Genomic DNA, 22398 nt, shown 5'->3' with positions numbered 1-22398 from the left:
CTCCCTCTCGATTCGACCGCGCGCTCGGGTGTCGATCGCGCTGTGATGACAGTTTACGTCCGCTCGGAACCGAGCGGCGGAGCGCGTCGCGACAACCGCCGTGGCCCCGCGGAAACTGAGCGATACTGGCGACATGCGACTCACCCACTTCCACCATTCGTGCGTCCTCGTGGAGATGTCCGAGACGCGCGTCCTCTTCGACCCGGGCACGTTCTCGCACGGCTTCGAGGGCCTCACCGGGCTGGACGCGATCGTCGTCACCCACCAGCACCCCGATCACATCGACCCCGCCCGGATCGACGCCCTCGTCGACGCCAATCCCGACGCCCAGCTGTTCGCCGATCCCACCACCGCGGCCGCGCGCGGCGGGCGCTGGATCGCGGCGCTCCCCGGCCACGACTACGGGATCGGCAACCTCATCGCGCGGGCCGTGGGCGGCACGCACGCGGTGATCCACCCCGACCTGCCGACGATCGACAACACGTCGATCCTGCTGGGCGACGAGGAGCGCATCGGCCGCTTCTACCACCCCGGGGACGCGCTCTTCGTGCCCGACGTCCCCGTCGAGGTGCTGGGCCTGCCAGTGAACGCACCGTGGTGCCGGATCAGCGAGACGGTCGACTTCTTCCGGGCCGTGAACCCCACCGTCGCGGTGCCCATCCACGACGCCCTTCTCTCCGCGGAGGGCTCGGGCATCTACCTCGGCCGGCTCGCGGACATGCGCCCCGACGGTGCTGACTTCATCCCGTGGGGCGCGGAGGAGACGCGCGAGTTCTGACCGGCGGCCGCCGATCCGGGCGGGCGGCCCCGCCACCCCTGCACACCGTGGTATGACCTAGGTCACATCCTTCGGAAGGGGAACTTCACAGTGTCACCCGAGGTGATCGCGCTCGCCGTCCTCGTCGTCGTCTTTCTGATCGCGACGGTCCGCGGCGCCAACATGGGCGCGCTCGCCCTCGTCGCCGCCTTCGTCGTCGGCCTGGCGGTGTTCGGCGTCGACTCGAAGGAGGTGCTCAAGGGCTTCCCCGCCGAGCTCTTCGTGATCCTCGTCGGCGTCACCTATCTGTTCGCGCTGGCGAAGAACAACGGCACCGTCGACTGGATCGTGCACGGCGCGGTGCGGGCCGTCCGCGGCCGGGTGGCGCTGATCCCCTGGGCGATGTTCGCGGTGTGCGCCGTGGTGACCGCGATCGGCGCGGTCAGCCCCGCCGCCGTCGCCATCGTCGCGCCGGTGGCCGCCGGCTTCGCGGTGCGCTACCGCATCCACCCCGTGCTCATGGGGATGATGGTGGTGCAGGGCGCCACCGCGGGGAGCTTCTCCCCCATCGGCATCTTCGGATCGATCACCAACGGCGTGGTCGACGCCAACCACCTGCCGGGCAGCCCGCTCTTCCTGTTCGGTTCGACGTTCCTCGCCTGCGCGGCGATCGCCGTCGTCGCGTTCGCCGCCTTCGGCGGGCGCGAACTGGTCGCACGCGGAGCGGACGCCGACGCCATGGCAACGCTGGGAACGACCGCCGAGGCCGCCTCCCACGCCGCGACGTCGGCCGCCCGCCCGACGACCGAGCCGCACTCGGCCGTCGAGGTGCAACGCCTCGCCGCGGACAGCGCCGACGACCGCGGCGATGACGCGACGCGGCTCGACGCACAGCGGATCGGCACCCTCGCCGGTCTCGTGGCCCTCATCGTCGGCGCCCTCGGCTTCGACCTCGACGTCGGCTTCACCGCCCTGGGCATCGCGGTCGTCCTCACGCTCGCCTTCCCGGACTCCGCGAAGGACGCCGTGGAGAAGATCAGCTGGAGCACGGTCCTGCTCATCGCCGGCATCGTCACCTACGTGGCCCTGCTCCAGAAACAGGGCGTGGTCGACTGGCTCGGCGACGGGGTGGCGAAGGTCGGTTCGCCGCTGGTCGCAGCCCTGCTGATCTGCCTGATCGGCGCCGTGGTCTCCGCGTTCGCCTCCACCACCGGCATCATCGGCGCGCTGATCCCGCTCGCCGTGCCCTTCCTGCTCACCGATCAGGTAAGCGCCGTCGGACTGATCGCCGCACTCGCCATCTCGAGCTCGGTCGTCGACTGCAGCCCGTTCTCCACGAACGGCGCCCTGGTGGTCGCGAACTCCGAGCCCGATCGCCGCGACATGGTCTTCCGGCGGCTCATGCAGTGGGGGATGTCGATCGTCGTACTCGGTCCGCTCATCGCCTGGGCGGTGCTGGTCGTGCCGACCGCCTGACCCGCGGTCGGCCGCGGGTGAATCAGGCGGCGACGAGGATCCGGGCGCGGTGCTCGTAGACGGTGGCCGCCGCGCCGTGGTGCAGGGCGAGGTCGACGGCGTCGAGCATCGTGCGCGAGACGGTCGACGAGGCGAGCCGGCGGGCGTCGACCGCCAGACGGAGCGTGCCGCCCCGTCGGGCGATGCGGTTGGCCTGCGCGAGCAGCGCACGGCACCACCAGGGCTCGCTGAGGAAGCCGTCGCCGATGCCGAGCACGCGCGCCTTCTCCTCCTCGCCGGTGACGAGGTCGGTGATCGCGGTGTAGCCGAGGTTCGTCCGGAACCCGGCGTTCGGCAGCGCGAGCACCGCGCCGGTGGAGGCGTTCCAGCGGGGCGCGGCGAAGACCCGGGTGCGCAGGCCGACGGTCTCCAGGACGCGGTCGGCGGCGGCGAGCCGCAGCCCCGCCTCGTGCGCGCCGAGGGTCGAGAACTCGGCGCGGCGCCGCTTCGTCGCTGCCTGGTCGTAGCCGTTGAGCACGATCGCATCGCCCCCGGCCCGGCGCTCCCGCAGGAAGGACTGGGTCGACGGGTCGTCGAGCAGCTTGTACTTGCCCTTCAGGCGGGGCGCCACGAGCAGCGAGACGGGCACGCCGCGCTCGTCCATCCGGGCCGCGAACCGTTCCGCGTCCGCGCGGGTGGCGTCGGAGAGGGCGGAGACGGAGACGTACAGCGGCGAGCTCATATCCGCAGTGTGCGCGCCCCAGGTGTCCCGTTCGGGGATGGAAGGTTACGTGTCGCCCAACTGGCCGGTCAGGCGGGGAGAACGGCCTCGATCGCGCCGACGACCTCGTCGGACTCGGGCTCGGTGCGCGGGCGGAAGCGCTGCACGCTCGCGTGGTCCGGCGCGATCAGGAACTTCTCGAAGTTCCACTGGATGTCGCCGGCCTCGCCCTCGGCGTCGGCGGTCTTCGTCAGCTCCGCGTAGAGCGGGTTCCGGTTCTCGCCGTTGACCTCGGTCTTCTCCAGCAGCGGGAAGGTGACGCCGTAGCTCGTGGAGCAGAACGTCGCGATCTCCTCGGCGGTGCCGGGCTCCTGGCCCGCGAACTGGTTGCAGGGCACGCCGAGCACCGTCAGGCCGCGGTCGGCGTAGCGGGTCGCGAGGGCCTCCAGGCCGGCGTACTGCGGGGTCAGGCCGCACTTGCTGGCGACGTTGACGACGAGCACGGCCCGGCCGGCGTAGTCGGCGAGGGAGGTGGCGGCACCGTCGAGCGTGGTGAGGGCGATGGAGTCGAGAGCGGTCATGCGCCCGAGCCTACGCGGAGGTGTAACGCAGGACACATCTATCTCGATTGCGCAATGGTTGCGCGAGAGTTATCGTTTTTAGGTGCAAGCAACCTCCACGGACGTGACTCCCGAGGACCTCACCGCGGTCTTCGGCGAGTTCATGGGCCGACTCATGTGCAATGTCACGCAGGAGAGTCTGGGCACGATGCTGTCGTCGGACATCACCGCGCACCAGTTCCACATCCTGCTGCAGCTCACGGCCGCCGAGGCCCCGCTCCCGATCAACCGGCTCGCCGATGATCTGGGGCTGTCCGTCGCCGCCACGGGACGCAACGTGGAGAAACTTGTCCAGCTCGAGATGGTGGATCGGCGTGAGGACGCCTCGGACCGCCGGATCAAGAACCTGACCATCACCGACCTCGGGCGAAAAACAGTTGCGTCCGCGGTCAGCGACAAGCACCGTGAGGTGCTGAGTTTCGCGGAGCGGCTCCCGCTCGCGCTGCGCATCAGGCTGCACGACGTGATGGTCGAGATCCTCGACGAGGGCCTGATCCCTCCGAACCCCTTCTTCACCGCAATGAAAGAGAACGCATGAGTACCGAGAACACGCTCGACAAGAGCGAGATCCCGCACGCGGGTGAGGGCCTCGACCGTCGCGTCCTGATGGTGGCCGGCGTGGTCGTCCTCGGGTCGATCATGGCCATTCTGGACATGACGATCGTGGCGGTCGCGCAGAACACCTTCCAGTCGCAGTGGGGCGCATCGCCCGCCACCGTCGCCTGGACGATGACCGGCTACACCCTGGCGCTCGCCGCCGTGATCCCCGTGACCGGCTGGGCCGCAGACCGATTCGGCACCAAGCGGCTCTACATGACGGCCACGGCGCTGTTCGTGGCGGGTTCGGCGCTGTGCGCCACCGCGACCTCGATCGACCTGCTGATCCTGTACCGGGTCCTCCAGGGCCTCGGCGGCGGCATGCTCATGCCGCTCGGCATGATGATCCTGACCCGGGCCGCCGGCCCGGAGCGCATCGGCCGCGTCATGGCCGTGCTCGGCATCCCGATGCTGCTCGGCCCCATCGGCGGCCCGATCCTCGGCGGCTGGCTGATCGAGTCCTTCTCGTGGCACTGGATCTTCCTGATCAATGTCCCGATCGGCGCGATCGCGATCATCTACGCCTGGTTCGTGCTCGACAAGGACGAGCCCGTCAAGGGCCAGAAGTTCGACCTCGTCGGCTTCGTCCTGCTCTCGCCCGGCCTCGCCCTGTTCCTGTTCGGCATCTCCTCGATCCCCGAGGCGCAGTCGGATTCGTCGATGTACACCGAGCGCGTCATTCCGGCGACCATCGTCGGCCTCGTGCTGATCGTCGCGTTCGTGTTCTGGGCGCTGCGCGCCAGGCTGCCGCTGCTCGACCTGCGGCTGTTCAAGAACCGGAACATGACCGTCGCCATGATCACCTTCGCGATGTTCGCGATGGCCTTCTTCGGCAGCTCGATCCTGTACGCGCAGTACTTCATCGGCATCCGCGGCGAGTCGACCCTGATGGCCGGCCTGCTGCTCGCCCCGCAGGGCCTCGGCGCCATGCTGACCATGCCGATCGCCGGCGTACTCACCGACAAGATGGGCCCGGGCAAGTTCGTCATGACCGGCCTCGCGCTGATCACGGGCGGCATGATCGCCTTCACGCAGCTCACCGCGGAGACCCCGTACTGGATCCTGCTGGGCTCGCTGCTCATCCAGGGCCTCGGCATGGGGATGACGATGATGCCGACCATGTCGGCCGCGATCCGCACCCTGGCACCCGAGTCCATCTCCCGCGGTTCCACGCTGACGAACATCGTCCAGCAGATCGCCGCGTCGATGGGTACCGCGATCTTCTCGGTGCTGTTCACCAACTGGCTCACCAACGCGGGCCCGGCGATGCAGACCCCGCAGGGCGAGAAGCACACCGGCGCGCTGGCCTTCGGCCTGAACTCGAGCCCCGAGGCCCGCGAGGGCGGCATCGCGATGTTCCAGGGCGAGAGCGGCTTCTCGAAGTTCCTGCACGACAACCTGCCGTTCGCGGCGGAGGCGTTCGGGAACACCTACTTCGTGGCCGCGATCCTGGTCGCGCTGTGCATCATCCCGGCGTTCTTCCTGCCCCGCACCCACGAGGCGGACACCGAGGCCGCCGAGCGCCAGATGGTCATGCCGCACTGATCATCGCCTGATACGACGAGTGCCCGGTCCCCGATGGGGGCCGGGCACTTCTCGTTTCCGCGGGAGCGCTACCGGGTGACGGTGAAGGTCACGCTCGGCAGCACGGTGAAGAGCGTGTCCACCGGGGCCGTGTAGCGGCTGATCGCCGCGGCGTCGCCCCGATCACCGGCGGCGCAGGTGTAGGCGACGGTGCGGCGTGGCGCAGCGCCGGCCGCCCGGTACGTCAGGCGGGTGGTCGACGCGCCGGGGCAGGGCGTGCCCGTGGCCGGCGCCGGCAGCGACGCCGCGTTCTGCACGAGCGCCCGCTGCGTCGCGTAGTCGAGCCGCTTCGTCTCCGTCTTCGCGGGATCGGCCGTCCCGTCGACGGTGCCGTAGCCACCGACCTTCGCCGTGGCGACGCCGCCGCGCACCGTGATGACGTACTCGACGTGGTACTCCGGCGCCGTGGACGGCCCGACGTGCGAGTAGGTCACCGTCGGGCTGCCGGCATCGGGTTCCGCCTGGACCGGGGCCACAGCTACGAGCGGGAGCGCGGCGCACGCGACGCCCGCGACGAGCTTCTTCATGACTGCAAGCTACTGCGCGGCGCCCAGCCTGTCGAGGACCCAGGCGTACTCGAACGCCGTCTCGCGCCACTTCGCGTACCGCCCGCTGACGCCGGCGTGGCCGGCGACCATCTCGGTCTTGAGCAGGATCTGGTCGCCGGACGTGCTGTGGTCGAGGAGCTTCGCCACCCACTTCGCGGGCTCCGTGGGGAGCACGCGGGTGTCGTTGAGCGAGGTGGTGGCGAGGATCGCCGGGTAGGGCTTCGCGGCGACGTTCTCGTACGGCGAGTAGTCGCGCATGTACCGGTACACCTCGGCGCTCTCGAGCGGGTTGCCCCACTCGTCCCACTCCCCCACGGTGAGCGGCAGGCTCGGGTCGAGGATCGAGGTGAGCGGGTCCACGAAGGGCACGTCGGCGACGATGCCGGAGAACAGCTCCGGCGCCAGGTTCGCGACGGCGCCCACGAGCAGGCCGCCGGCGCTGCCGCCCATCGCCACCAGCCGCCGCGGCTCCGCGCGGCCGGTGTCCACGAGATGTCGTGCGACGTCGACGAAGTCGGTGAAGGTGTTCCGCTTCTCCAGCTGCTTGCCATGGTCGTACCAGGCGCGCCCCATCTCGCCGCCGCCGCGCACGTGCGCCACGACGAACGCCACGCCGCGGTCCATGAGCGAGAGCCGGGCGACCGAGAACCACGGGTCGAGCGTGGCCTCGTACGAGCCGTACCCGTACAGCAGGGTGGGGGCCGGACCGTCGCCGGTGTCCTTGCGACGCACCACGGACACGGGGATCCGCGCACCGTCGCCGGCGGTCACCCAGAGCCGCTCGGCGGTGTACAGCGAGGCGTCGTAGCCGGGGACGTTGGCCCGCTTGAGCACCGTCTGCTCCCCCGTCGCCGGGTCGAGCTCGAGGACGGTGCCCGGGGTCACGAAGGACTCGTAGGCGAGGCGCAGCCGCGGCGCGTCCCACTCCGGGTTCGCGGCGGGACCGAGGTTCACCAGCTCCTCGCCCGGGTCCCACTCGGTGAACTCCGGCGCGGCCGTGGCCGCGGCGAGCGCGAGGCGGGGCAGGCCGCCCCGTCGGTACCCGAGGGCGAGCCGTCGGGCGTAGGCGTCCACGTACTCGAGCCGCACGTCGTCACGGTGCGGAACGAGGACCGTCCACTCCTCGGGAGCGTCGACGGAGGCCGACGCCAGTTCGAAGTTGATGCCGGTGCGATTGTGCAGGAACAGGAACCGGTCCTCGCCGCCGAGGACCGCGTGCTCCACCGAGTACTCGACGTCCTCCTCACGGGGCCGCAGAACGCGGAACTCGCCCGTCGGATCGGTGGCGTCGAGGACGTGCGTCTCGGAGCTCAGCGTCGACGAGGCGGCGATCATGAGGTACTTCTCGCTGCGGGTCAGCCCGATGCCGACGCCGAAGCGCTGGTCCGTCTCGTGGAAGACCTTCACGTCAGCTGCGGTCGAACCGATCTCGTGTCGCCAGATCGTGTCGGCGCGCCACGCGTCGTCGACGGTGGTGTAGAACAGGTGCCGCCCGTCGAGGGCCCAGGTGGCCCCGTAGAAGGCGTTCTCGACCGTGTCGGGCAACAGCTCGCCCGTGTCGATGTTCCGCACGCGCAGCGTGAACCGCTCGTCGCCGTCGGTGTCCAGCGAGAAGGCGAGGAGGGCACCGTCGGGCGAGACGGAGGCGGCGCCGACGGCGATGTACTCGTGCCCCTCGGCCTCGACGTTGAGGTCGAGGAGCACCTGCTCGCCGGGCAGCGGCTCGTCGGAGAGGACCGGCGGGGTCCAGTCGTCGGGTCCGGTGATCGGTGCGCGGCAGTGGATCCCGTACTGCTTACCCTCGACGGTGCGCGCGTAGTACCAGTATCCCTTGCGGCGCTGCGGGACCGACATGTCGGTCTCCTGGGTGTGCGCCTTGATCTCACCGAAGATCGCCTCGCGCAGTGGCTCGTGGGCCGCGGTGGCCGCCTCGGTGAAGGCGTTGTGGGCGCGGAGGTAGTCGAGCACCTCCGCGTCGGAGGTGTCGGCGAGCCAGGCGTAGTCGTCGATCACGGTGTCGCCGTGGAAGGTCCGCGGGGCCGGAACCTTCTTCGCGACGGGCTGGGCCGGGGCGCTCATGCCGCTCCGCCCGGCCAGTCGGCGAAGCTCAGGCCCGAGATGCGCTCGTAGGCCTCGATGTAGCGGGCGCGGGTGCGCTCCACCACGTCGGCGGGCAGGGGTGGCGGCGGGGTGCCGGTGTCGGTGGACCAGCCGGATTCCTTGGTGAGCCAGTCGCGCACGATCTGCTTGTCGAAGCTGGGCAGGGCCTTGCCGGGCTCGTAGAGCGCGCCGTCCCAGTAGCGGGAGGAGTCGGGCGTGAGCACCTCGTCGGCGAGGAGGAGGTCCCCGTCGGAGCTGCGACCGAACTCGAACTTGGTGTCCGCGAGGATGATCCCGCGTTCGCGGGCGATGTCGGCGCCGCGCGCGTAGACGTCGAGGGTGAGCTCGCGCAGCCGCGTCGCCAGCTCGAGGCCGACGTCCTCGGCGACGCGCTCGAAGGAGACGTTCTCGTCGTGGTCGCCGACGGCGGCCTTGGTCGCGGGGGTGAAGATCGGCGGGTCGATGCGGCTGCCGTCGACCAGGCCCTCCGGGAGGGGCACGCCGCACACCTCGCCGTTCGCGCGGTACTCCTTGAGGCCGGAGCCCGTGAGGTAGCCGCGGGCGACGCACTCCACCGGCACCATGTCGAGCCGGCGCGTGACGAGCGCGCGGCCCAGCACCGACTCGGGGATGCGCGGATCATCGGCCGGCCCGGCCAGATGGTTCGGCACGCCGAGCGCGTCGAAGAAGAAGACCGACATCGCCGTGAGCACGCGCCCCTTGTCGGGGATCGCGGTGTCCAGGATGTAGTCGTAGGCGCTGATCCGGTCGCTCGCGACGAGCAGCAGGTGCTCGTCGTCGATCTCGTACAGCTCGCGGACCTTGCCCGAGTAGATCGGCGTGTATTCGCTCAGTTCAGGACGCACTCCGCCACCCTATCGCCTGACGGTTCCCCGCGGATTCGGCGGGCGAATCGCAGGTCGCGGCCGCCGGAACCGCAGGGAACCGGTGGGTCAGAGGATGGGGGCGGGGGTGTAGCCGGCGGCGTCGGGGTACTTCGCGACCAGTTGCTCGACGTCGGCGACGACCTGGGCGACCTGGGCCTCGGCGGCGCCGGTGAAGGCGGCGCGGTCCGCCAGCGCCGCATCGAGATCCGCGCGCGACAGGCCGAGGCGGGAGTCACCGGCGAGGCGATCCAACAGGTCGGGCTCCTTGCCCTCCTCGCGCATCGCCAGCGCGACGGCGACGGCGTGCTCCTTGATCGCCTCGTGCGCGACCTCGCGGCCGACGCCCGCGCGCACCGCGGCCATGAGCACGCGGGTGGTGGCGAGGAAGGGCAGGTAGCGGTTCAGCTCGTTCTCGATCACGGCCGGGTAGGCGCCGAACTCGTCGAGGACGGTCAGGAAGGTCTCGAAGAGGCCGTCGATCGCGAAGAACGAGTCCGGCAGGGCCACGCGGCGGATCACGGAGCAGAAGACGTCGCCCTCGTTCCACTGCGAGCCCGCCATCTCGGCCGCCATCGAGCCGTAGCCGCGCAGGATCACGGTGAGGCCGTTGACGCGCTCGCAGGAGCGGGTGTTCATCTTGTGCGGCATCGCGGAGCTGCCCACCTGGCCGGGCTGGAAGCCCTCGGTGACCAGTTCGTGCCCGGCCATGAGCCGGATCGTCGTGGCCATCGACGACGGTCCCGCCGCCACCTGGACCAGGGCGCTCACCACGTCGTGATCGAGCGAGCGCGGGTACACCTGGCCGACGGAGACGAAGGACTGCGAGAAGCCCAGGTGCTCCGCCACCCGCGACTCCAGCTCGGCGAGCTTGGCGGCGTCGCCGCCGAGGAGGTCGAGCATGTCCTGCGAGGTGCCCATCGGGCCCTTGATGCCGCGCAGCGGGTAGCGGCCGATGAGGTCCTCGAGGCGGGCGATCGCCACCAGCAGCTCGTTGGCGGCGGACGCGAAGCGCTTGCCCAGCGTCGTGGCCTGCGCCGCGACGTTGTGCGAGCGGCCCGCCATCACGACGGACGAGTACTGCGCGGCCCGCTCGGCGAGCCGGGCCGCCACGGCCACGGCGTGGTCGCGGACGTACTCCAGCGAGCGCAGCACCTGCAGCTGCTCGACGTTCTCCGTCAGGTCGCGCGAGGTCATGCCCTTGTGGATCTGCTCGAAGCCCGCGAGGTCGCTGAACTCCTCGATCCGCGCCTTCACGTCGTGCCGGGTGATCCGCTCGCGCTCCGCGATCGACGCCAGGTCCACCTGGTCGACGACCTTCTCGTAGGCCTCGACGGCACCGTCGGGCACGTCGATCCCGAGGTCGCGCTGCGCCTTGAGCACCGCGATCCACAGCTGGCGCTCCAGCACGATCTTGTACTCCGGCGACCACAGCTCGCGCATGCGCGGGCTGGCGTACCGGTTGGCGAGGACGTCGGGGATGCGGGGAGTGCTCACCCCGCGATTATCTCATGCACGGATGACGCACCCGACCGTGGAAGGAACGGGGCTCCGCTCAGGGATGCAGGGGCGCGAGATCGTCGACGACGGTGCCGAGCGCCTCGCGCACGGCGCGGGGCACGTCCGCCCCGTGGGTGGTCAACGCCGCGAGGACGGCGCCGTCCTCGATGGCCATCAGCCGATCGACGCCCGGCCCCGTCGCCCGCCGACCCGAGCGGGTGAGCACCTCGACGTGCAGCTCCGCCAGGACGTTCCGGACCTGCGCCTGCAGGCGGGTGAGCTCGGGATCCCGCGTGCACAGCACCATCCGCTCGTACCGCGAGACCAGCGCGCCGCGCTCGGCGGCGGTGTCGCAGGCGAAGAAGACCGAGGTGAGGAGCTTCGCGAGCGCCGAATCGCCGCGCTTGCGCCGGCTCACGGCCTCTACGCGGCCGCGGACCGCGGCGAGGTCCAGCTCGCCCGCGTACGCGACGGCGTTGGACAGCAGGTCGCCCAGCGACTCGAAGTAGTAGGTCGTGGCCGCCAGGGGGATGTGCGCACGGTGCGCCACCGCCCTGTGCCGCACCGATTCGAAGCCGCCCTCGACGAGGAGCTCCCCGGCCGCCGCCACAAGGGCCGCGCGCCGGCGCTCACCCTTGGGCGTGGTCGCGGCTGTCATCTGGGACATGCTGCCAGCACGTCCCGCCCGGCCTGAGGGTTTCGACCAAATCGTCGGCACCCATCCGCGCCGACATCGGACAAAAGCGCTACTGCAAGGCCTGGTGACCGATGTCCGTGCGGAAATGACTGCCCGGCAGCTTGATCCGCTCGAGCTTGGCGTAGGCGTCCGCGCGGGCCGCTCCCAGGTCGTCGCCGACACCGACCACGTTGAGCACGCGGCCGCCGTTCGAGACGAGGCGTCCGTCGGCGTCGACGGCCGTCCCGGCGTGGTAGATCCCCGCGCCGTCGGCGCCGGTGATGACGTCGCCCTTGCGCGGCGTCGCCGGGTAGTTCTCGGCGGCGAGCACCACGGTGATAGCCGCACCGTCGCGCCACCGGAGCGGGGGCAGCGCGCCGAGCGCGCCCGTGGCGGTGGCGTTCAGCGCCTCGCCGAGCGGCGACTCCAGGAGGCTCAGCACGGCCTGCGTCTCGGGGTCGCCGAAGCGGCAGTTGAACTCGACGACGGCCGGCCCCTCGGAGCCCATGGCGAGGCCCGCGTAGAGCAGGCCGGAGAACGGGGTGCCGCGGCGCACCATCTCGCGCGCGACGGGCCGCACGACGGTCTCGACGATCTCGTCGACCGCGCCGTCGGCGAGCCAGGGCAGCGGGGCGTAGGCGCCCATGCCGCCTGTGTTGGGGCCGGTGTCGCCGTCGCCGACGCGCTTGTGGTCCTGCGCGGGCAGCAGCGGGACGACATCCTCACCGTCGACGAGGCAGAACAGGGAGACCTCGGGGCCGTCGAGGAAGGACTCGAGCAGCGCGGGCCGGCCGGACTCGATGAGGTCGGCGGCGTGCGCCCGGGCCGCGGCGCGGTCCGCGGTGACGACGACGCCCTTGCCAGCGGCCAGGCCGTCGTCCTTGACGACCCAGGTGGGTCCGAAGCGGTCGAGCGCGGCGTCGATCTCCGCGGGGCTGTCGACGATCTCGCTGCGCGCGGTGCGCACGCCGGCGGCGTCCATGACGTCCTTGGCGAAGGCCTTCGAGCCCTCGATCTGCGCCGCGGCGGCGGACGGGCCGAAGACGGCGATGCCGCTGGCCCGGACCGCGTCGGCGACGCCGAGGACCAGCGGGACCTCGGGGCCGATCACCACGAGGTCGGCGCCGAGGCGCTCGGCGAGCGCCGCGACCTCGTCGCCGGAGGAGGCGTCGACGTCGTGGTTCGTCGCGATCGCCGCGGTGCCCGGGTTGCCCGGGGCCGCATGGAGCTCGGTGACCTGCGGGTCACGGGTGAGCGCGTCGAGGAGGGCGTGTTCGCGGCCGCCGGTGCCGATGACGAGTACTCGCACGGCCATGACACTACCGGGCACCTCCACTAGCCTGGCCCCATGGCATCCGTCTTCTCGAAGATCATCGCCGGCGAGCTCCCGGGCCGGTTCGTGTACCAGGACGATTCGGTGGTGGCGTTCCTGACCATCGGCCCCCTCACGCAGGGCCACGTGCTGGTGGTGCCGCGCGAGGAGGTGGACCACTGGGAGTCGATCGACGACGAGCTGTGGGCCCACCTCAACGACGTCGCACGCAAGATCGGTCGGGCGGTCAAGCGCGCCTTCGACGCGCCGCGCGCGGGCCTGATCGTCGCCGGCTTCGAGATCCCGCACCTGCACCTGCACGTCTTCCCGGCGTACGGGCTCACCGACTTCGACTTCACCAACGTCGACCCGAACCCGAGCGCCGATTCGCTCGACGAGGCCCAGACCAAGATCGTCGAGGCGCTCGCCGCGGAGTGACCGCGGTCAGCGGGGCAGGCGCACTGTGAACGTCGCGCCCTCCCCCGGCGCGGTGTCGACGGTGACGGTGCCCCCGTGCCGCTCGACGATGCCGTGGACGATCGACAGGCCCAGGCCCGCGCCGCCGCTGCCGCGGCTGCGGGAGGAGTCGGTGCGGTAGAAGCGTTCGAAGACGCGCGCGGCCTCGTCGGGCTCCATCCCCGGCCCGGTGTCGGCGACGGACAGCACCACCGCGCCCGGCTCCTCGGCGAGCCGGACGCGCACCGTCGCCTCGTCGGGCGTGTGCCGCAGCGCGTTCGAGACCAGGTTGGTGACCACCTGGTGCAGGCGGTCCCGGTCGCCGGTCAGTGCGACGGGGCCGGCACCGTCGACCTCGAGCGCGATGTCCCGGCCCGGCTCGCGTGCCTGCGCGGCGTGCACCACGTCGTCGGCGACCGCGGTGAGGTCGACGGTGTCCGAGGCCAGCGGCCGGCGGGCGTCCAGGCGCGCAAGCAGCAGGAGATCCTCCACGAGCAGGCCCATCCGCTCCGCCTCGGACTCGATGCGCGACATGACGAAGCCGGTGTCGTCGGTGGCGCCCTGCCGGTACAGCTCGGCGAAGCCGCGGATCGACGTGAGCGGGGTACGCAGCTCGTGCGAGGCGTCGCCGACGAAACGGCGCATCCGCTCCTCGTCGGCGCGCGCCCGCTCCTCCGACGATGCGACGCGGTCGAACGAGTCCTGGACCTGGTGCAGCATCGTGTTGATCGACGTCGAGAGCCGGCCGACCTCGGTGTGCGGCGGCGCCTCGGGGACGCGGCGCGTGAGGTCCCCCGCCGCGATGGCCTCGGCGGTGGCCTCCACCTCCTCGAGCGGGCGGAGCGAGCGCCGCACCACGAGGTAGCCGAGGCCGCCCGCGATGACGAGGACGCCGCCGCCGATGAGCAGTTCCAGCACGATCATGGCGCGCAGGGTCGAATCGACGTCCGAGAGCGTGACCGCGACGAAGGCCACGCCGTACTGCGAACTCGACTGCACGACGCGCCACTGCGGCCCCTTGCCGCCGACGGAGCGCACGGTGACGGCGTCGCCGTGCAGGTCGCCGAGGCCGGACAGGTCCGGCTGCTCGGTGAAATCGGGGTTGCTGATCCGCAGCTGGGTGCCGTCCGGCAGGAAGACCGCCTGGTAGAAGCGGGTGGGCGGAGGCTTGCTGCCGCGCACCGGCTCCGGCAGGCTCGGCTTCGGGCGGGCCCAGGTGTCGGCGGCCTGCCGCAGCGTCTGATCCTCGCGGGAGAGGAGCTGATCCTTCATCGCCGCGGTCAGTGCGGTGCCGGAGGCGAGCAGGCCCAGGAAGACGAGGCCGACGACCAGCGCAACGAGCGATAGGCGCAGCGGCACGCGGGACGCGAACGAGGTGTTCGGGGTCGAACCCATGCGGGCCTACCGGGGTTCGCGGAGTACGTACCCCACGCCGCGGAGGGTGTGGATCAGCCGCTTCTCGCCCGTGTCGACCTTGCGGCGCAGGTAGGAGACGTAGGACTCGACGACGTTGACGTCGCCGCCGAAGTCGTAGTGCCAGACGTGGTCGAGGATCCTCGGCTTCGACAGCACCACCCCGGCGTTGACCATGAAGTAGCGCAGCAGCGTGAACTCGGTGGGTGAGAGCGAGACCAGCTCGCCCGCCTTCCACACCTCGTGCGTCTCGTCGTCCAGCTCGAGGTCGGCGAAGGTCAGGCGGGTCGAGGCCTCGTCCTCGCCGAAGCCGTGGCGCCGCAGCAGCACGTTGATCCGGGCCACGACCTCCTCGAGGCTGAACGGCTTGGTGACGTAGTCGTCGCCGCCCAGCGTGAGGCCGGCGACCTTGTCCTCGACCGAATCGCGCGCCGTGAGGAACAGCGCGGGCGCCTCGATGCCGTCCTGGCGCAGCCGCTTGAGCAGGCCGAGGCCGTCCATGCCCGGCATCATGATGTCGAGCACCATGACGTCGGGCCGGAAGGTGCGCACGCGATCGAGCGCGGCGGGGCCGTCCGGGGCAACCGCCACGTCGAAGCCCTGGAACTTCAGGCTGACCTGCAGCAGCTCCCGGATGCTCTGCTCGTCGTCGACCACGAGCACGCGGGGCATCGATTCGTCTTTCGCACTGGACACACCGCCATAGTGCACCGTCGGGCGTCCGGGACTCTGACGACTCGCTGTCAGTTCCCTGTGAACGTCGCGCTCGCGCCTCGCCCGCTACAGGGAGGCGAGGATCTCCGGGGTCACCGGGTCGACGATGTCCTGCACCTCGGGGTGCTTGGACACGTACCGCTTGACCAGCGGGCACACCGGGACCACGCGCTTGCCCGCGGCGCGGGTGTCCTCCAGCGCGTCGTGCACGAGGATGCCGCTCAGGCCGCGGCCGGAGAACTTCTCGTCGAGCTCGGTGTGCGGGAAGATGCGCTGCTCACCGCGGTCGATGAACACGGTGAAGCCGGCGAGCTCCCCGTCGACGGTGATGTCGTAGCGTCCCTCGGCGTCGTTGCGGGCGACGGCGACGGTCTCGGTGTTCTCGGTCATTGCGGGTTCCTCCTGCGGGGCTTGAGCCGGGTGGTCGGAAGCGGGGGCGCCGGCAGGTACTGATCGTCGCGCCATCCGCTCACACTGCCGAAACGCGCGGCACGCGCCTGCCATTCCTCGCGGTACTCGACGATCTCGTCGTGGGTGCGGCCGACGAAGTTCCACCACATGACGATGTCCTCGTCGAAGGGGACGCCGCCGAGCAGGACCACGCGCGCGTCCTCCTCGGTGGGGTTGTGCAGGCGGAGGCCGCCGAGGCCTGGCCCGGCGTAGCCGAGGTCGCCCCAGGCGAGGGCGACACCGTCGAACAGCAGCTTCTGCGTGTCGAGCAGGACGCCGTGCTCGAAGGTGGGGTCGACGGCGAGGCTGACCCGCGCGCCGGGGCGCAGGATCAGCTCCGCGCCGAGCAGCGGGGTGGCCGTGAAGACCGGCGAGGTGCTGTCGGCGAGCTCGCCGATGAAGACGCGGGCGGTGCCGCCCGGGCCGCCGGGCCGCACGTCGGGCAGGTCGACGGCGGGTGGCGCGTAGTGCTGGAAGCCGTTGGGCGCATTGCGCGCCCGGTCCGGGAGGGCGAGCCACAACTGGACGCCGTGCAGGCGCCGGGTCTCCGGGGTGGAGACCTCGGAGTGGCTGATGCCGTAGCCGGCGGACATGAGGTTGATCTCGCCCGGCAGGACCGGCGCCTCGACGCCGGCGCTGTCGCGGTGCTCGATCTCGCCCTCGAACAGCCAGCTCACGGTCTGCAGGCCGGTGTGCGGGTGCGGCGGGACGTTCATCCCGCCGGAGCGGTCCACCTCGTCGGGGCCGTAGTGATCGGCGAAGCACCACGCCCCGATCATCGAGCGCTCGTGCGTGGGGAGGGTGCGGCGGACCGTCATCGCGCGGGGGCCGCCGAGCGGGACCTCGCGGGCCTCGATCACCTCCACGCCGGCGGCGGGGGCCGGCCCGTCCACCGTGGCCCCGCACTCGACCTCTTCGGGCTGTCGGTCGACGTTGCTCATGACCGCTAGCCTAGTGCCATGCCAGCCCAGCGCGTGCGGATCGACAAGGCCTCCCCTCGGATCTACAAGCAGTTGATCGCGGTCTCGACGGAGGTGGCCGAGGCGGCCGCCGCCGTCGGAATCGGCCGTGACGTGGTCGAATTGGTGAACCTGCGGTGCTCGCAGCTCAACGGCTGTGCCTACTGCCTCGACCTGCACGCGCGCGCCGGGCGCGCGGCGGGGCTCTCCGACCAGCAGCTCGACGTGCTGGCCGCCTGGCGCGAGGCGCCCGTCCTGTTCGACGACGTGCAGCGCGCCGCGCTCGAGATCGCCGAGCTGGTGACGCAGCTGCCCCCGCACCACGCGGCGGACATCGCGTACGACCGGGCCACCGACGTGCTCGACGAGGCCCAGACCTCCGTGCTCATCTGGGCCGCGGTGACGATCAACGCGTTCAACCGGGTGTCCGTGATCAGCGGGTACGAGGTGCGGAAGAAGGCCTGAGCCTCCCCGATCACCGACTCAGGTTGCTCCCCGTCGAGGGGTCGAAGACGGAGATCTTCGTCGGGTCGTAGTACGCGGGATTCCCTTCGGTCGGCATCAACGACCGGCAAGCGGCTCACCTCGCCGTCAGCCACCTGACCCGCAGCGGACACCGCCGCATCGCACTGATCCGCGGCGCCGACCCTGGGGGCGAGGAGTGGCTCGCCGACGTCGAACGCGCGCAGGGATACGCGGACGCCCTCGCCGCGGCGGGCATCGAACTCGACGACACCTTCGTTGTGAAGGCACCCTGGGGGATCGACGGAGGCGCTCGGGCTATGCAGGATCTGCTCTCCGTGAATCCGCCACCGACCGCGGTCTTCTGCTACTCCGACGAGGTCGCGATCGGGGCTCTCCGGACCCTCCGCCGCTCGGGCATCGACGTCCCCCGCCAGATGTCGGTGATCGCCATCGACGACCACCCGATGGCAGAGCTGATGGACCTGACCACGATCTCCCAATCGGCATTCGAGCAGGGGCGTGCGGCGGCGACGATCGTCGAGTCCATGCTGGCGGGCGAGGCGGCCGATTCTCGCCAGTTCGCGACCAGCCTCATCGTCCGCCACTCGACCGGATCCCCGGCGGAGTAGTCGCCGCGCCGGATTCGAACCCTCAGATCGCGGGCTCGTAGGAGATCTGGTAGCCGTTCGGGGCGATGACGGCGAGGCCGCGGCCCACGTCGACGCGGTAGGTGTAACCGTTGTTGACGGCGCTGTACGACGCGCCGTTCGACCACACCACGGGCGCGGTCACGGCGAGGCCGTTGCCCTTGCCGAAACCGCGGTACTCCGTGCGGCCGTCGCCCTGCCAGCGGCAGATGGACACACTGGAGCTGGGCGTCTCGAGGTGCGTGACCGTCCATTGATGCACGTCGCAGCCGTTGGGCGAGGCGTTGGCGGCACCAGGGGCGACGGCGGCGATCCCTGCAGCTGCCGCCAGGGCGGCGGTGGCGGCGACGATCTTCTTCTGCGTGATCATGACGGCTCCCACTCCGTGGACGTTCGCTGACCTCCCCACCGTCGCGCGCAGGTCTTGAGCCTCGCTCAAGAAACACTTAAAGCCCAGCTCAGAGGCGGTCGTTACGCCTCGCATCCGGGCGCTGGGCGGACGATGATGAACGGCATGAGAATCGCCGTCCCCCTGCGGATCACCGGGCTCGTCGCCGTCGCGGCGGTCGCGGCAGCGGCGGCGTGCGACGCCCCGGCACCGTCGAGCGCCCCCGATTCCCCGTCGTCGAGCGCTGCACCGGCTCCGCCCGCGTGCGATGCGGACGCGGTCACGAAGCGCTCCGACTACGGCGCTCCGCTGCGCTGCGTGCTGCACGACGCCCGGTTCCCGCGCTTGACGTTCGACTACTCCGATCCCGGATTCGCCGGCCCTGACGGCCGGGACCAGGTCATCGTCGTAAGAGAAGGCGATCGGGTCGTGCAGACGATCACCGAACGCGCGATCTCCTACGCGCCTGGGCCGCCCTTCGCCCCGCGGTGGGCGAACGACGGCGACGGCCAACTGGCCGTCGTCACCAACTCCGGCGGTTCCGGCGGAGTCGGCCTCGCGGTCTGGCGGGCGCGCGGCCCCGAGGGTCCGTTCGTCCGCGGCGGTGAGCTGTTCGGGTTCCCGTGGCGGACGGCGACGACCGAGGAGGGTTTCACCGCGCTGTACGCCCACGCCTCGGCCGCGAGCGGCGGCTACACGATCTTCCGACTCGTCGGCGACCGCATCGTCGGCCTGTTCTCCCTGCCCGTCGCGGTGGCGGGCTCGCCCGACATCGATCTCGACGGTTCGGGCCCGGTGGTGACCAACCGCAACACGGCATGCCGCGCAAAGACGCCGACCCCGGAGCAGGCCCGGGCCCTGGGCGACGCGGGCGTGACCGCGACCGGGTACGGGGACCGGCTCTGCAGGCAGGCGTGGGTGGGCCGGACGTACGCGGGGTGACGGTCTCCACCCACGGTCGGATGCTCCGCCGCCACTGAAGTGGTTGGCTGAGGGCATGACGGAACGGATCACGGAGTTCACGCGCTCGGGACTGACCTTCCCGGTGGTCGACAGCGGGCCGATCGACGGCGAGATCGTCTTACTGCTGCACGGCTTTCCGCAGACACCCACCTCCTGGGCGGCGACGGCCGAGCACCTGCACGAGCAGGGGTACCGCACCGTCGTGCCGTGGCAGCGGGGGTACGCGCGGACGGCGAGCCCGGCGCGGCGCTGGCAGTACCGTAGTTCCGAACTGGCCGCCGACGCCGCGGCGCTACTGGAGCGGACCGGGCCGGCTCACCTCGTCGGGCACGACTGGGGTTCGTCGACGGCGTGGCTCACCGCCGCCACCTACCCGGACCTGGTGCGCACGCTGACCGCCGTCTCCGTGCCGCACCCCTTCGCCTTCCTGCGGGCGTTCCTCCGCTCGGACCAGGCGCTGAAGTCGTACTACATGTACCTGTTCCAGATCCCCGCGGTGCCGGAGCTGCTGACCCGGCGGTTCCCGGGGCGCTTCGAGGGGTTCCTCCGCGGGAGCGGCATGCCCGACGATGCGATCCGCACCGTCGTGGACGAGGTGGTGACGCCCGGGCTGCTGGGCGGCGGCCTGAACTACTACCGCGGGATGCCGTTCACCACGGTGAAGCCGGGGCAGAACACGCGGATCGGATGCCCGGTGACCTACATCTGGAGCACCGACGACGTCGCGCTGACCAGGGCCGGAGCCGAGCTCGCGGGTGAGTACGTCGACGGGCCGTACCGGTTCGTGGTGCTCGACGGGGTGAGCCACTGGATCCCCGACGAGCGGCCCGAGGAGCTCGCGGCGGAGATCGTGGGTACGGCGGCGCTGGCCTGAGCGGGATTCCGCCGTGGCCGCCCTCCCACGACCAACAGGTTGTTCGAACATCATTCGATTTCGTTATAGTTTCGTGATGTTGTGATCGAACGTCGATGGTAGACTGGAGGCATCATCGAACGCGGGGGTGCGTCATGAACGGCAGCGCAGGGAACGACCACATCACGTGGCACGAGGCTGCCGAGAGGAGCATCGCGGAATTCGCTCTCGCGACCGCGATCGCCGACGAGATCGCCGAACTCGACGCCGCGGAATCGGCTGCGTACGCGGATACTTCGATGTCGGTCAAGGCGTCCGAGACGTCGTGTCCGACCAGCGGTCCGGCGCGAGTGCGGCTGGCCGGGGCCGCCGTCCGTTCGACGTTCCGCCCGGGGGAACGCCCCGTCGGCCGACGGCGCCGAACGTCCGCGGGCCCCGTCGCGGCCCGCTCCCCGTAGGCGCGGGTGTTCGAGCGATCCCGCTAGAGGATCCGCTGCATCAGGACCAGGTCCAGCCAACGACCGAACTTGATCCCCACTTGGGGCATCTGACCGGTCACTCGGAAGCCGAGCTTGCGGTGCAAGGCGACCGAGGCGTGATTGGACTCCTCGATCGCCGCGACGACGACGTGCACGTCGGACTGCTGCGCGCGCTCGATGAGCGCGTTCATCAGGGCCTCGGCGATGCCACGCCGGTAGAAGCCGTCGGCCACGTACACCGAGTTCTCGACGGTGTGCCGGTATCCCGACTTCGCACGGAAGGGCCCGTACGAGGCGTAGCCACCCAACTCACCGTCGACGAGAGCGACGAGGACCGGGAAGCCACCGGCCCGACGCTCGGCGAGCCATGCCTCGCGCTCGGCGAGGTCGGCCTTCTCCTCGGACCAGATGGCGGTCGAGTTCTCCACGGCATCGTTGTGGATGACGAGGATCGCCGGCAGGTCGGCCGGCTGGGCGTCGCGGATCTCCATGCGGCCAGCTTATTGCTCGGCCACGAAGATGCAGAACGGGTGCCCGTCGAGGTCGGCGTAGACGCGCAGCGGGTCCTCCGGGTCGTCGAGTCGGTCCTCGATGAGCGTGCCGCCGAGTTCCAGGACGCGGCGGTGGTGCTCCGCGAGCTCGGCGTCGTCGCGTGCGGCGAAGTCGAGGTGCAGCTGCTGCGGCACGTCCATCGACGGCCACGTCGACCGGGCGAACGTGGGCACCGTCTGGAAGCCCAGCAGGCGGCGGCCGTCGGTGCCGAGCAGGACGATGAACGCGGGATCCTCCGCGCCGTCGCGCGGCTCGTCGCCGGGGAGGTACGCGAGACCGAGGAGGGCGCGGTAGAACTCCGCGGACCGTCGTGCGTCCGCGGCGTCGATGACCAGTTGCCGGAAGAGGGGAGGTGCCATGCGCCCAGGGTAGGCGCGCTCCCCGGCCCGGCGCCGGTCCTCGCGACAGCTAGTCGGCGACGATGCGGGGCGTCTCGGAGGCCTTGGCCGTGAACTCGGGCGCGCGCTTCTCGAGGAAGGCTGCCACGCCCTCCTTGCCGTCGCCGATCGACGAGTAGTACATCGCCAGCGAGTCGGCGAGGTGCGCGTCGAGCGGCTTCGCGGAGCCGAGGCCGCGGTAGATCAGCTGCTTGTTGAGCGCGACGCCGGCGGCCGAGCGGCCCTTCACCCAGGAGCGCGCGAGTTCCTGCGCGGCGGGCACCAGCTCGTCGGGCTCGTGCAGGCTGCGGACCAGGCGGCCCTCGCGCGCCTGCTCGGCGGTGAGGATATCGGCGGAGTAGACCCACTCCAGCGCCTGCGCGGGACCGACGATGCGCGGCAGGAACCAGCTGGAGCAGGCCTCCATGACGATGCCGAGCCGGCCGAAGACGAAGCCGATGCGCGCCTTCGTCGACGCGAGTCGGGTGTCCATGGCGAGGGTCATCGTCGCGCCGATGCCCACCGCGGGGCCGTTGATCGCGGCGATCACGGGCTTGGGCAGCGAGTAGATCGCCAGCGTGAGCTTGCCGCCGGTGTCGCGCACGCCGTCCTGATACGGGGCCTGGTCGTACGCGGCGGCGAACTCCTCGGGGGTCGGCTGCACGGACTCGTCGAGCCCGAAGACGTTGCCCTCGCCGGTGAGGTCCATGCCGGCGCAGAAGGCGCGGCCGGCGCCGGTGACGACGACGGCGCGCACCTCGTTGCGCCGGGCGTGGACCTCGAAGAACTCCGTCAGCTCCCGCGCCATCGTGACGCTGAAGGCGTTGAGCTGATCCGGGCGGTCGAGCACGAGGGTGGCGATGCCGTCGTCGTCGAGCGTCCAGCTGATGGTCTCGAAGGAGTCAGTCATGCTGGTCACGATATGCTG

General features: G+C 71.0%; 25 protein-coding genes and 1 pseudogene. 10 read left to right on the top strand and 16 right to left on the bottom strand.

From position 1 onward, the window contains the following. The first annotated feature begins 133 nt into the window (after positions 1-133). Positions 134-778, top strand: coding sequence for an MBL fold metallo-hydrolase (locus tag ACLQ3K_RS08745; protein WP_224649718.1), 645 nt, complete (start codon positions 134-136; stop codon positions 776-778). 90 nt (positions 779-868) lie between these two features. After that, positions 869-2233, top strand: a complete 1365-nt coding sequence (locus ACLQ3K_RS08740; RefSeq protein WP_224649720.1) for an SLC13 family permease — start codon at positions 869-871, stop codon at positions 2231-2233. Positions 2234-2255: 22 nt separating this feature from the next. Here the strand turns inward: ACLQ3K_RS08740 and ACLQ3K_RS08735 are convergent, their stop codons facing one another. Next, complete coding sequence (locus ACLQ3K_RS08735; protein WP_224649722.1) at positions 2256-2954, bottom strand: DUF2334 domain-containing protein; 699 nt, start codon at positions 2952-2954, stop codon at positions 2256-2258. Between the two features lie 68 nt (positions 2955-3022). Next, on the bottom strand, positions 3023-3514 hold the full coding sequence (locus ACLQ3K_RS08730) for a glutathione peroxidase (protein ID WP_224649725.1): 492 nt from the start codon (positions 3512-3514) through the stop codon (positions 3023-3025). 82 nt (positions 3515-3596) lie between these two features. Here ACLQ3K_RS08730 and ACLQ3K_RS08725 point away from each other — a divergent pair, with 82 nt between their 5' ends. Then, complete coding sequence (locus tag ACLQ3K_RS08725; RefSeq protein WP_224649728.1) at positions 3597-4091, top strand: MarR family winged helix-turn-helix transcriptional regulator; 495 nt, start codon at positions 3597-3599, stop codon at positions 4089-4091. Further along, a complete protein-coding gene (locus ACLQ3K_RS08720) occupies positions 4088-5695 on the top strand; it encodes a DHA2 family efflux MFS transporter permease subunit (RefSeq protein ID WP_224649730.1) in 1608 nt (535 codons plus the stop codon). Before ACLQ3K_RS08725 ends, ACLQ3K_RS08720 begins: the two co-directional genes overlap by 4 nt. A gap of 68 nt (positions 5696-5763) precedes the next feature. Here the strand turns inward: ACLQ3K_RS08720 and ACLQ3K_RS08715 are convergent, their stop codons facing one another. The 6 genes from ACLQ3K_RS08715 to purD form a co-directional block, all read right to left on the bottom strand. Beyond that, the gene (locus tag ACLQ3K_RS08715) at positions 5764-6261 is read right to left on the bottom strand and encodes a hypothetical protein (protein WP_336671023.1); all 498 of its coding nucleotides are present in this window, start codon (positions 6259-6261) and stop codon (positions 5764-5766) included. A gap of 9 nt (positions 6262-6270) precedes the next feature. Then, a complete protein-coding gene (locus tag ACLQ3K_RS08710; protein WP_224649734.1) occupies positions 6271-8361 on the bottom strand; it encodes a S9 family peptidase in 2091 nt (696 codons plus the stop codon). Then, the gene (locus tag ACLQ3K_RS08705; RefSeq protein WP_224649736.1) at positions 8358-9248 is read right to left on the bottom strand and encodes a phosphoribosylaminoimidazolesuccinocarboxamide synthase; all 891 of its coding nucleotides are present in this window, start codon (positions 9246-9248) and stop codon (positions 8358-8360) included. The genes ACLQ3K_RS08710 and ACLQ3K_RS08705 overlap by 4 nt, the downstream gene beginning before the upstream one ends. Positions 9249-9335: 87 nt before the next feature. Beyond that, a complete protein-coding gene (purB, locus tag ACLQ3K_RS08700) occupies positions 9336-10763 on the bottom strand; it encodes an adenylosuccinate lyase (RefSeq protein ID WP_224649738.1) in 1428 nt (475 codons plus the stop codon). 58 nt (positions 10764-10821) lie between these two features. Beyond that, the gene (locus tag ACLQ3K_RS08695) at positions 10822-11424 is read right to left on the bottom strand and encodes a TetR/AcrR family transcriptional regulator (RefSeq protein WP_224649740.1); all 603 of its coding nucleotides are present in this window, start codon (positions 11422-11424) and stop codon (positions 10822-10824) included. Positions 11425-11512: 88 nt separating this feature from the next. After that, positions 11513-12751, bottom strand: coding sequence for a phosphoribosylamine--glycine ligase (gene purD / locus ACLQ3K_RS08690; RefSeq protein ID WP_224649742.1), 1239 nt, complete (start codon positions 12749-12751; stop codon positions 11513-11515). Between the two features lie 39 nt (positions 12752-12790). Between purD and ACLQ3K_RS08685 the strand changes: the two genes are divergently transcribed. After that, complete coding sequence (locus ACLQ3K_RS08685) at positions 12791-13192, top strand: HIT family protein (RefSeq protein WP_224649745.1); 402 nt, start codon at positions 12791-12793, stop codon at positions 13190-13192. A gap of 6 nt (positions 13193-13198) precedes the next feature. Here ACLQ3K_RS08685 and ACLQ3K_RS08680 read toward each other — a convergent pair whose 3' ends face one another. The 4 genes from ACLQ3K_RS08680 to ACLQ3K_RS08665 all read right to left on the bottom strand — a co-directional run bounded on the left by ACLQ3K_RS08680 (position 13199) and on the right by ACLQ3K_RS08665 (position 16728). Next, positions 13199-14605, bottom strand: a complete 1407-nt coding sequence (locus ACLQ3K_RS08680; RefSeq protein WP_224649747.1) for a sensor histidine kinase — start codon at positions 14603-14605, stop codon at positions 13199-13201. Between the two features lie 6 nt (positions 14606-14611). Continuing rightward, positions 14612-15295: a response regulator transcription factor gene (locus ACLQ3K_RS08675; protein ID WP_425998982.1), complete on the bottom strand. Its 684-nt coding sequence runs from the start codon at positions 15293-15295 to the stop codon at positions 14612-14614. A gap of 108 nt (positions 15296-15403) precedes the next feature. Further along, on the bottom strand, positions 15404-15727 hold the full coding sequence (locus ACLQ3K_RS08670) for a GNAT family N-acetyltransferase (RefSeq protein ID WP_224649749.1): 324 nt from the start codon (positions 15725-15727) through the stop codon (positions 15404-15406). After that, positions 15724-16728: a pirin family protein gene (locus tag ACLQ3K_RS08665; protein WP_224649751.1), complete on the bottom strand. Its 1005-nt coding sequence runs from the start codon at positions 16726-16728 to the stop codon at positions 15724-15726. The genes ACLQ3K_RS08670 and ACLQ3K_RS08665 overlap by 4 nt, the downstream gene beginning before the upstream one ends. 18 nt (positions 16729-16746) lie before the next feature. On the opposite strand from ACLQ3K_RS08665, the gene ACLQ3K_RS08660 reads away from it, so the two are divergent. Both ACLQ3K_RS08660 and ACLQ3K_RS08655 read left to right on the top strand, forming a co-directional pair. Then, on the top strand, positions 16747-17211 hold the full coding sequence (locus ACLQ3K_RS08660) for a carboxymuconolactone decarboxylase family protein (protein ID WP_425998591.1): 465 nt from the start codon (positions 16747-16749) through the stop codon (positions 17209-17211). Between the two features lie 89 nt (positions 17212-17300). Continuing rightward, positions 17301-17840 (top strand): annotated as a pseudogene (locus ACLQ3K_RS08655) (LacI family DNA-binding transcriptional regulator); the annotation flags it as partial. Between the two features lie 22 nt (positions 17841-17862). Here ACLQ3K_RS08655 and ACLQ3K_RS08650 read toward each other — a convergent pair. After that, positions 17863-18228, bottom strand: a complete 366-nt coding sequence (locus tag ACLQ3K_RS08650; RefSeq protein WP_425998589.1) for a hypothetical protein — start codon at positions 18226-18228, stop codon at positions 17863-17865. Positions 18229-18372: 144 nt separating this feature from the next. Here ACLQ3K_RS08650 and ACLQ3K_RS08645 point away from each other — a divergent pair, with 144 nt between their 5' ends. The 3 genes from ACLQ3K_RS08645 to ACLQ3K_RS08635 all read left to right on the top strand — a co-directional run bounded on the left by ACLQ3K_RS08645 (position 18373) and on the right by ACLQ3K_RS08635 (position 20520). Continuing rightward, a complete protein-coding gene (locus ACLQ3K_RS08645; RefSeq protein WP_425998587.1) occupies positions 18373-19188 on the top strand; it encodes a hypothetical protein in 816 nt (271 codons plus the stop codon). A gap of 55 nt (positions 19189-19243) precedes the next feature. Next, positions 19244-20083, top strand: a complete 840-nt coding sequence (locus ACLQ3K_RS08640) for an alpha/beta fold hydrolase (RefSeq protein WP_425998585.1) — start codon at positions 19244-19246, stop codon at positions 20081-20083. Between the two features lie 134 nt (positions 20084-20217). Beyond that, positions 20218-20520 carry a hypothetical protein gene (locus tag ACLQ3K_RS08635; RefSeq protein ID WP_425998583.1) on the top strand — a complete coding sequence of 101 codons (303 nt, stop codon included), beginning with the start codon at positions 20218-20220 and terminating at the stop codon, positions 20518-20520. A gap of 23 nt (positions 20521-20543) precedes the next feature. On the opposite strand, the gene ACLQ3K_RS08630 is transcribed toward ACLQ3K_RS08635, so the two are convergent. Genes ACLQ3K_RS08630 through ACLQ3K_RS08620 form a run of 3 tightly spaced genes read right to left on the bottom strand, consistent with a single transcriptional unit; the run spans position 20544 to position 22380 of the window. Further along, a complete protein-coding gene (locus ACLQ3K_RS08630) occupies positions 20544-21032 on the bottom strand; it encodes a GNAT family N-acetyltransferase (protein ID WP_224649762.1) in 489 nt (162 codons plus the stop codon). A gap of 9 nt (positions 21033-21041) precedes the next feature. Continuing rightward, entirely contained in the window at positions 21042-21452 is a 411-nt protein-coding gene (locus ACLQ3K_RS08625) for a VOC family protein (protein ID WP_425998581.1), read from the bottom strand. A gap of 49 nt (positions 21453-21501) precedes the next feature. Beyond that, complete coding sequence (locus ACLQ3K_RS08620) at positions 21502-22380, bottom strand: crotonase/enoyl-CoA hydratase family protein (RefSeq protein WP_425998579.1); 879 nt, start codon at positions 22378-22380, stop codon at positions 21502-21504. Positions 22381-22398 lie beyond the last annotated feature (18 nt).

This window comes from Tsukamurella sp. DT100, assembly GCF_049844855.1.
GTDB lineage: Bacteria > Actinomycetota > Actinomycetes > Mycobacteriales > Mycobacteriaceae > Tsukamurella.
This window is presented reverse-complemented; position numbering and strand designations above follow the sequence as displayed.

What these genes read in the sequence shown, in the direction of transcription:
- ACLQ3K_RS08745 (WP_224649718.1), top strand. Translation starts at nt 134, where the DNA reads ATGCGACTCACCCACTTCCACCATTCGTGCGTCCTCGTGGAGATGTCC.
- ACLQ3K_RS08735 (WP_224649722.1), bottom strand. Translation starts at nt 2,954, where the DNA reads ATGAGCTCGCCGCTGTACGTCTCCGTCTCCGCCCTCTCCGACGCCACC.
- ACLQ3K_RS08730 (WP_224649725.1), bottom strand. Translation starts at nt 3,514, where the DNA reads ATGACCGCTCTCGACTCCATCGCCCTCACCACGCTCGACGGTGCCGCC.
- ACLQ3K_RS08720 (WP_224649730.1), top strand. Translation starts at nt 4,088, where the DNA reads ATGAGTACCGAGAACACGCTCGACAAGAGCGAGATCCCGCACGCGGGT.
- ACLQ3K_RS08715 (WP_336671023.1), bottom strand. Translation starts at nt 6,261, where the DNA reads ATGAAGAAGCTCGTCGCGGGCGTCGCGTGCGCCGCGCTCCCGCTCGTA.
- ACLQ3K_RS08710 (WP_224649734.1), bottom strand. Translation starts at nt 8,361, where the DNA reads ATGAGCGCCCCGGCCCAGCCCGTCGCGAAGAAGGTTCCGGCCCCGCGG.
- ACLQ3K_RS08695 (WP_224649740.1), bottom strand. Translation starts at nt 11,424, where the DNA reads ATGACAGCCGCGACCACGCCCAAGGGTGAGCGCCGGCGCGCGGCCCTT.
- ACLQ3K_RS08685 (WP_224649745.1), top strand. Translation starts at nt 12,791, where the DNA reads ATGGCATCCGTCTTCTCGAAGATCATCGCCGGCGAGCTCCCGGGCCGG.
- ACLQ3K_RS08680 (WP_224649747.1), bottom strand. Translation starts at nt 14,605, where the DNA reads ATGGGTTCGACCCCGAACACCTCGTTCGCGTCCCGCGTGCCGCTGCGC.
- ACLQ3K_RS08675 (WP_425998982.1), bottom strand. Translation starts at nt 15,295, where the DNA reads ATGCCCCGCGTGCTCGTGGTCGACGACGAGCAGAGCATCCGGGAGCTG.
- ACLQ3K_RS08670 (WP_224649749.1), bottom strand. Translation starts at nt 15,727, where the DNA reads ATGACCGAGAACACCGAGACCGTCGCCGTCGCCCGCAACGACGCCGAG.
- ACLQ3K_RS08665 (WP_224649751.1), bottom strand. Translation starts at nt 16,728, where the DNA reads ATGAGCAACGTCGACCGACAGCCCGAAGAGGTCGAGTGCGGGGCCACG.
- ACLQ3K_RS08660 (WP_425998591.1), top strand. Translation starts at nt 16,747, where the DNA reads ATGCCAGCCCAGCGCGTGCGGATCGACAAGGCCTCCCCTCGGATCTAC.
- ACLQ3K_RS08650 (WP_425998589.1), bottom strand. Translation starts at nt 18,228, where the DNA reads ATGATCACGCAGAAGAAGATCGTCGCCGCCACCGCCGCCCTGGCGGCA.
- ACLQ3K_RS08645 (WP_425998587.1), top strand. Translation starts at nt 18,373, where the DNA reads ATGAGAATCGCCGTCCCCCTGCGGATCACCGGGCTCGTCGCCGTCGCG.
- ACLQ3K_RS08640 (WP_425998585.1), top strand. Translation starts at nt 19,244, where the DNA reads ATGACGGAACGGATCACGGAGTTCACGCGCTCGGGACTGACCTTCCCG.
- ACLQ3K_RS08635 (WP_425998583.1), top strand. Translation starts at nt 20,218, where the DNA reads ATGAACGGCAGCGCAGGGAACGACCACATCACGTGGCACGAGGCTGCC.
- ACLQ3K_RS08630 (WP_224649762.1), bottom strand. Translation starts at nt 21,032, where the DNA reads ATGGAGATCCGCGACGCCCAGCCGGCCGACCTGCCGGCGATCCTCGTC.
- ACLQ3K_RS08625 (WP_425998581.1), bottom strand. Translation starts at nt 21,452, where the DNA reads ATGGCACCTCCCCTCTTCCGGCAACTGGTCATCGACGCCGCGGACGCA.
- ACLQ3K_RS08620 (WP_425998579.1), bottom strand. Translation starts at nt 22,380, where the DNA reads ATGACTGACTCCTTCGAGACCATCAGCTGGACGCTCGACGACGACGGC.